The sequence below is a fragment of the Acinetobacter sp. I-MWF genome (genome assembly GCF_025433935.1).
GTDB lineage: Bacteria > Pseudomonadota > Gammaproteobacteria > Pseudomonadales > Moraxellaceae > Acinetobacter > Acinetobacter guillouiae.
The window spans coordinates 56355-64419 of record NZ_JAMBAR010000001.1; the positions used below are offsets into that span (position 1 = coordinate 56355).

The 8065-nt window shown below is 34.7% G+C and carries 4 protein-coding genes and 2 pseudogenes; 5 read left to right on the forward strand and 1 reads right to left on the reverse strand.

Features of this window, described 5'->3' with window-relative positions:
- From M2R48_RS00260 to M2R48_RS00280, 4 genes and pseudogenes are all read left to right on the forward strand, one after another.
- Nucleotides 1-2756, forward strand: a pseudogene (locus M2R48_RS00260) (YadA-like family protein); the annotation flags it as partial.
- 64 nt (nt 2757-2820) lie between these two features.
- Entirely contained in the window at nt 2821-3621 is an 801-nt protein-coding gene (locus M2R48_RS00265) for an OmpA family protein (RefSeq protein ID WP_262084750.1), read from the forward strand.
- A gap of 90 nt (nt 3622-3711) precedes the next feature.
- Nucleotides 3712-4308, forward strand: coding sequence for a hypothetical protein (locus M2R48_RS00270; RefSeq protein WP_262084751.1), 597 nt, complete (start codon nt 3712-3714; stop codon nt 4306-4308).
- 810 nt (nt 4309-5118) lie between these two features.
- Complete coding sequence (locus M2R48_RS00280) at nt 5119-6027, forward strand: tyrosine-type recombinase/integrase (RefSeq protein WP_262084752.1); 909 nt, start codon at nt 5119-5121, stop codon at nt 6025-6027.
- Nucleotides 6028-6357: 330 nt separating this feature from the next.
- Here the strand turns inward: M2R48_RS00280 and M2R48_RS00285 are convergent.
- Nucleotides 6358-6515 (reverse strand): annotated as a pseudogene (locus M2R48_RS00285) (integrase); the annotation flags it as partial.
- Between the two features lie 291 nt (nt 6516-6806).
- Between M2R48_RS00285 and M2R48_RS00290 the strand changes: the two are divergent.
- Nucleotides 6807-8065, forward strand: a 1259-nt coding sequence (locus M2R48_RS00290) for a ShlB/FhaC/HecB family hemolysin secretion/activation protein (RefSeq protein ID WP_262084753.1), incomplete at its 3' end; no start/stop codon positions are given.

Genomic DNA, 8065 nt, shown 5'->3' on the forward strand with positions numbered 1-8065 from the left:
ACAGCATTGACAGTTAAAGATGGTAGTGGCAACACAGAAACTAGCATCAACAAAGCGATCAATACTCTCAATGCATCGCAAGGTGAGACTGATAAGTTTGCAGTGAAGTACGACAAGAATGCTGATGGTAGTGCAAACTATAACAACATCACATTAGCAGGCAGTGCTTCAAGTAGTACGAAAGATGCAACGACAGGCAAGATCACTACAACAGGTGGTACAAGCTTAAACAACGTTGCGAGTGCGGGTGACTACACTAAAGAGGCGAATGCGAGCAAAGGTGTTAACGCTGGTGATTTGAACAATGCAGTTGTTGATGCAACTAATGCAGCGACGAGTAAAGGCTTTGCATTACAAGCAGCAGATGGCGCTAAAGTACAGAAGAACCTAGGCGAAGCGGTTGAGGTTGTTGGTGCAGATAGCAACATCACTACGAAGGTTGCAAATGGTCAAGTTGCGATTGAGTTAAATAAAAACCTTAACAACTTAACTGGCATTACAGTAAACGATGGAACCAATGGTACAAATGGTTCTACCGTGATCGGTAAAGATGGACTCTCAGTTAAAGATGGTTTAGGCAATACGATTGCAGGTGTAGATAACACAGCATTGACAGTTAAAGATGGTAGTGGCAACACAGAAACTAGCATCAACAAAGCGATCAATACTCTCAATGCATCGCAAGGTGAGACTGATAAGTTTGCAGTGAAGTACGAAAGACAGTAATTACAGGCGATACGCTAGATATTCAATTGGCGGATGCACCAGTATTTGCAGGCAAAGTGACAGCCAATGGTTTAGATGCGAATGGCAACAAAGTTGAAAATGTAGCGGATGCGACAGCAGCGACAGATGCAGTGAATAAAGGTCAGTTGGATAGCTTGAGCGCAAGTCTTACTAATTCAGGTTTTGGCGTAAAAGCAGCAGATGGTAATACGATTAACAAAAAGTTAGGTGAAGCAATAGACGTAGTTGGTTCTGATAGCAACATCACTACGAAGGTTGTGGGAGGTCAAGTTGCGATTGAGTTAAATAAAGATCTCAATAACTTAACTGGTATTACAGTGAACAATGGAACTGATGGTACAAATGGTTCAACTGTAATTGGTAAAGATGGTGTTTCAGTTAAGGATGGTTCAGGTAACACAGTTGCTGGCTTAGATAACACATCTTTGACTGTAAAAGATGCGAATGGAAATACAGAAACAAGTATTAACAAAGCGATCAATCTTCTTAATGCCTCACAGGGTGAAGCTGATAAGTTTGCTGTAAAGTACGATAAAAATTCGGATGGTAGTGCAAACTATGACAGTGTAACTCTTGCAGGTGCAGGTGGAACTACGATTACTAATGTTAAAGCAGGAGCTATTAACTCAACATCAACAGATGCAATCAACGGTAGTCAATTACACGGTGTTGCAGATAGCATGAAAAACGTGATTGGTGGTTCTACTACGATTGATCCAACGACTGGCGCAATCATAGCAAACAATATTGGTGGTACAGGTTCGAATACACTTGATGGTGCGATTAGTAGCATTAAAGATTCAACAACTAAAGCGAAGACCACAGTTACAGCTGGAGAAAATGTTGTAGTTACATCCAGTACAAATGCAGATGGTTCAGAAAATTATGAAGTATCAACAGCAAAAGACTTAGTCGTTGACTCTGTAAAAGCAGGTGATACGGTTCTCAATAATGCAGGTATCACAATTGGTAATGATGCTGTTGTGTTAAATAATACTGGATTAACCATTGCTGGTGGGCCAAGTGTAACAGTGGCAGGTATTAGCGCGGGTAATAAAACAATTACCAACGTGGCAAATGCTGTAAATGCTACAGATGCAGTCAATAAAGGGCAGTTAGATAGCGCAATTGGCACTGTAAATAACAATGTCAATGAGCTTGCCAATAATGCCGTTAAATATGACGATGCATCAAAAGGTAATATGACACTTGGTGGTGCTAATGGCACAACCATTAGCAATGTAAAAGATGGTGCAGTGACTCAAGGTTCTAAAGATGCTGTAAATGGCGGTCAATTGTGGAATGTTCAGCAACAAGTAGATCAGAACACAACTGATATTGGCAACATTAAAAATGATATTAACAATGGTACTGTCGGCTTAGTTCAACAAGCAGGTAAGGATGCAACTGTTACAGTCGCGAAAGATACTGGTGGTACCAGTGTGAGTATGGCGGGTACAGATGGTAATCGTGTTGTGACAGGTGTTAAAGATGGGGCAGTGAATGCAACATCAAAAGATGCAGTCAACGGTAGCCAATTGAATACAACCAACCAAGCAGTTGTCAATTATCTTGGCGGTGGTGCTGGCTATGACAATATTACGGGTAGCTTCACTGCACCTACTTATAATGTAGGTGACTCTAAGTATAACAATGTCGGTGGTGCAATCGATGCATTGAACCAAGCGGATCAAACATTGAATAGTAAAATTGACAATGTCAGCAACAAGTTAGACAACGCTTTCCGTATTACCAATAACCGAATTGATGATGTTGAGAAAAAAGCCAATGCGGGTATTGCAGCAGCAATGGCACTTGAATCAGCACCATATATTCCAGGTAAATATACCTATGCAGCAGGTGCAGCATATCATGGTGGTGAGAATGCGGTAGGTGTGACCTTACGTAAAACTGCAGACAATGGACGTTGGTCGATTACAGGTGGTATCGCGGCAGCATCTCAAGGCGATGCAAGTGTTCGTATTGGTATCAGTGGTGTAATTGACTAATTCACTAGACAGGGAAGATCTTCGGATCTTCCTTTTTCTTCGAAAAAATATTTAGAGAGAAAAAATGAAAGCATTTAACAGAAAAATTATGGTTGGTGTATTCAGTGTTTTAGTGATCTCATTGAGTCATGCTGAAGTTGAAACATCAAATACCCAAGAAATTCATTTTCCTGAAGTGAAAGATAGCTATTTAAAGGAGATGAAGCGTTATAAATATGAGGATGTTGCCCTTTTAAATGAAGGATTAACCAAAGATGAAATTCGGCATATTTTGGGGGATCCACAATTTTCTGAAGGTCTCTTTGCAGTTAAGACATGGAATTATGTCTTAGATATTTTAGAGCCAAATTCTAACCAATATAATCGTTGCCAGTTGCGCATAGATTTTGATAAGCACTATCGTGCTGAAAACTTGTATTGGAAAGGTAATGACTGTACACAAGCCAATATTCCTGCTGAGGAATCTTTAGATGTTCAAAAAGAAGTATTTAGTTTAGATGCAGATTTATTATTTAGATTTAATAGTGTTAAACTTTTAAATAAAGGAGAAAATGAACTTAGAAAATTAATCAGAAATATTAAAAACAATTATAGTGAAGTTGAAAGAATTAATCTAATCGGACATGCTGATTATTTGGGTTCTAGTAAATATAATTATTATTTGGGGTTGAAAAGGGCTGATTCAATTAAGTATTATTTGGTAAATAATGGGATTCCTGGGAGATTAATTTATATAGGGAGTAAAGGGGCTAGTGAACCTGCTCTTACTGGTTGTAACCAAATTAAAAGCAAATCATTGTTAAAGGCATGTTTACAACCAAACAGACGAGTAATGATTGAGGTTGTAGGGGAAGCTTTGAATTAATTTTAAATAAATAAAGTTTAAATGGCAGATTATTTTTAAATTTTAATCTGCTGTCGTTTTTTTTACTTTTAATTTTGAGGGGAAATTTCAATGCCTAAATCAACATCAATTTGTTTGTGGTGGTTGAAAAGCCATAATTTTAAACTTGTTATTGGAGGGCTAAACTTAAAACTTAAAATAGGTGTAATTAAAATTTTAACTTTTATGGCTATTAATTTAAATGATCCTGAAAAAGTATTGACAATAAAATCTAATGAACTTTCACTTAATCCTAAAATTATAGCTGATTCATTATTTTGGTTATGTAAAGTAAAAGTAATTATAATCTTAAATGATAATGATTGGCATGAAAAAGATGAGTATGTTGTGAAATATGCGAATCAGGAAAAGGAGCTAAGGAAACTATATGATGATTGCTGGGTGGTTTTACCAAACCTTAAGGTTTTAACATTTTTAAAAAGGACACCAAATGATCAAGTCATAACATTTGAAGCGATTAGTAACTATTTATTAAAAATCAAGGGATTTAAAAGGGATATAGTTAATTTAAGACACATTATATACGATGAAGACTATCTCACTGGAGTTTTTAAAAAGACTTGGAGGGAGGTTTTGGTAAAGTTCGATTTAGTAGAATTTTTAGAGATCCATTATAGTGATATCTATGAAAATTTTAAAATATATTAATGGATTGGTTCTTTATCTTAATCTATAATGACTTTGTTGCATAAAAAATTAAAAGATAACACTTACCCAAGTACCTAAAAGTTAAGGTGAAACTTGGGTAAGAATTCTGCATAGTTTGTTAAATTTATTCAATCTTGCTACTTGCGCATCAATTATTGACTTGGTTTTCAAAGATTCTTTCATTTAGTTTATCTTTTAGTAATTTGACGCAATGTATCTTAGTTCCTACTAATCTTCATGGGTAGTAGTCTACCACTTTGTCCATATCATCCTGCATAAATTCTTTTCTAAATCAAGTAGTACATTACATTCGATCTCCATGGTTTGCCATTCTTTCTGATCCATATGCTTTTATATTATACACATGGTGGAATAATCTGATACTGTCCCAAATCTAATCGCCAAAGCCAAAGACGAATGAGACTTTGAACAAGTCTTATAGTTGTTCTTAAAGTTAAGAAAAGGAAGACTTTCATCATTAAACAGGACAAATTAGCTGTAACTAAGTAGGATTTTTTTACTCTTATTTGCTTGTTGATTGTGCGTACCACTGCGTAGTGGAATAAAAGTAGATGGTGATATTTCCACTATTGATTAAAGCTTGGTTTTAAGAGGATCAATTGGTAGTAAGATGAATTCAGGTACTGGCTTATACATCAAAAAATTAAATTACTTGATAAGCCTTAAGAGATAAGTTTTTGCAACAAGGTCATTGAATAATGGATGAATTAAAAAATATTAATTATTCCCATTAAGCCTTAATTTAGTTAAATTAGTAAATTTTAATATGTTGATGATTGGGGGAATGTGATGGATGTCAACTTTTTTTATCTTTTAGAGAAATTTTTTGAGTACAATGTTTTAAGGGGGGATAGTCGAATCATCTACAAAAAGATTATACATTATTTTACTGATTTTAATTCAGACATTACTCCGGAAAATCTTAGTGTTGATGATGTTTTAAAGTGGAGGAAGATTATTTTAACTCAGATAAGGCCTGTAAGTTGGAATACTTATGCTAGACATCTACATGCATTAATGAATTTTGGAATCAAACAAAAAATATTAACACGTGCAGATAATCCATTTAGTAAAGTCCAGATTAAATATGATAATAAATCGATAAAACATTTAAATAGTTTTCAAATGCAGAAAATTGATTATTTTTTAATTGATTGCCATCAAAGAAGAAAACTTAAATTTATTAAACCGATTTGGTTTTTTGTTGCATTGGTGAAAACTTTTCAATATACAGGTATGAGGAAAAAACAACTTTTAAAATTAAGAGTTCAAGATATTAATTTAGATGAGGATGTTATTTATATTGATGGTCTTCATAATAAAAATCATGTGAGTCATCTAATTCCGATATCGTCAAAATTAAAGCCTTATTTGCTTGATTTAATTATGCAGCACAAAGAAATTAACTCAACTGATTTTGATCAGCTTTTTAATATAAATTGCTTTAGATGTCACGAAAGCAAGACAAGGAAAATGTCTGTTTACCAGATTGATGCTATTTTTAGAAATTTATCATATCAGATGGATTTTAAAGTAAGTCCACATCGTTTTAGACATACGGTGGCGACGACTATTTTAAAGAATAGTAATAATATTTACATGGCTCAAAAAATACTAGGACATCAATCAATCAGAACAACAATGCAATATATTGGTCATGATATAGAACTTTTACGTGATGGTATAGAATTGATTTAATTGGGAAGGGTAATTTGTTAAAGTGGCTATAATGAGTAATTGATATACAATTAAATCCTGATTTTTTATGAATTTCTATTTAATTTAAATAATCTTTTTTTAATATTTAAATTGGTTTTAAATTTAAATATAATATTTTTTAACTGATATTTGCAGAAACACCAATACTGTTAAGCTTGGAATATTTTGGATAGCGAACTTATAATAAATATTTTGCCATTTGATATAGAGCATCTGTAAATTATCTTTTATAAAGTACATCTTTTAAAAGAATAAATACTTTTGGCCTCAAGGTGAGAAGTATTGATTCTATTTATCACAAAATTAAGCTCAATCAGTCATCAGACTTTTACGTTCTTCAAGCCAAGCGCCACACAAATAAGCAGCTTCGTCCTTATCATTAGGTAATTTATGGAAAGGATATGTTGATCAGCTTCACGAGGATAATTGATCATATCAGTAAACCAGTCACGAAATGTGGATCGAAACCTTTTTTTGTTTCATTCAAAATAAATATTGAAATTGTGATGAAAGTCATTTATTCTTGTTTTAATGTTAAATCAATCAGGTTAATGTGCGCATCTTTCTCCGATGTATGTGCATATTTTTATATGCCTATGTATCCCCATACATAGGCATTTTTTTATATCTAAATAATTATTTTGTATATATTTATATTGATTAATCAAAATATTAAAAACTTATAAATTTTGAACTATTTACAAAGTGTAATAATTTAAACATAATTAAATGTGAAGCTCATCACAATCACTATTGACATGAATAATTTTAAATTTAATCAGCTTTCTTTGAGTATTTTTTTTACGATTTTAGCAGCAACAACTCAAGCAGCAGAACCACCCACCAATCCAAGTTTAACTGCAGATAATGTGCAACGCCAACAACAACGTGATGAAGCATTACAAAAGCAATTACAGCCCGAAGCTGTAGTGCAAACGGGATTAGAAAAACAACTTCAAACTCAACCACAACTACAATATCTAAAATCAAACAGTGAAGACGTTTGTTTTGAAATTAAAAAGTTTGTATTGATTGGGGATGATGCCCGTCAATTTACTTTTGCGATGCTGCCCGTCACGCAAGGTCAACATAATCTCATTGACCGTTGTATTGGGGTACAAGGCTTAAACCAAGCCTTAGATCTAATTCAAAACAGTATTATTAGTCATGGTTATGTCACCACCCGCATGCTGTTACCTCAACAGAACATTGCTTCAGGTGAAATTAAGCTTCAAGTAATTGCTGGGAAAGTAGATCAAATTCAATTTGTTCAAGGGACGTCTAAGCGTGCTCACAAATTTAACGCCTTGCCTGTTCAGTCTGGGGATATTTTAAATATTCGGGATATTGAACAAGGCTTAGAAAACTTTAAACGCGTGCCGACTGTTGAGGCTGACTTTAAAATCAAACCCTCAGAACAGCGTAACCAACCTGGCTATAGTGATTTAGAGTTGGCATGGCAACAATCAAAACCCTACCGGATTCATTTAGGTGTTGATGATGCAGGCTCAGATTCAACTGGGAAATATCAAGGCACAGCAACCTTATCTTTAGACCATCTGTTTACTGCAAATGACTTGTTTTATGGCAGTTATAACCATGATTTGGGTGGGGGAGATCAAGGTAAACGCGGAACGGACGGTTATTATTTAAGTTATAGCATTCCACTCAAATATTGGTTACTTAGCACCAGTTATAGCCAGTCTGATTATAACCAAACGGTTGCAGGTGCCAGTGAAAGTTATAGCTATAGCGGCAAAAGCAAACTGATTGGGGCCGATTTATCTCGGGTACTTTACCGTGATGCCAAACGAAAAACCACAGCCACTGTGGGAGGATGGTATCGGGAATCACAAAACTTCATCAATGATGTAGAAATTGAAGTACAACGTCGAAAAACCGGTGGCTGGAAAGCCAGTTTGGATCATACAGAATATCTAGCCAATGCGACTTTAACAGGCAATTTAACCTATAAACGCGGTACAGGTGCATTTAATGCAATGCATGCACCTGAAGA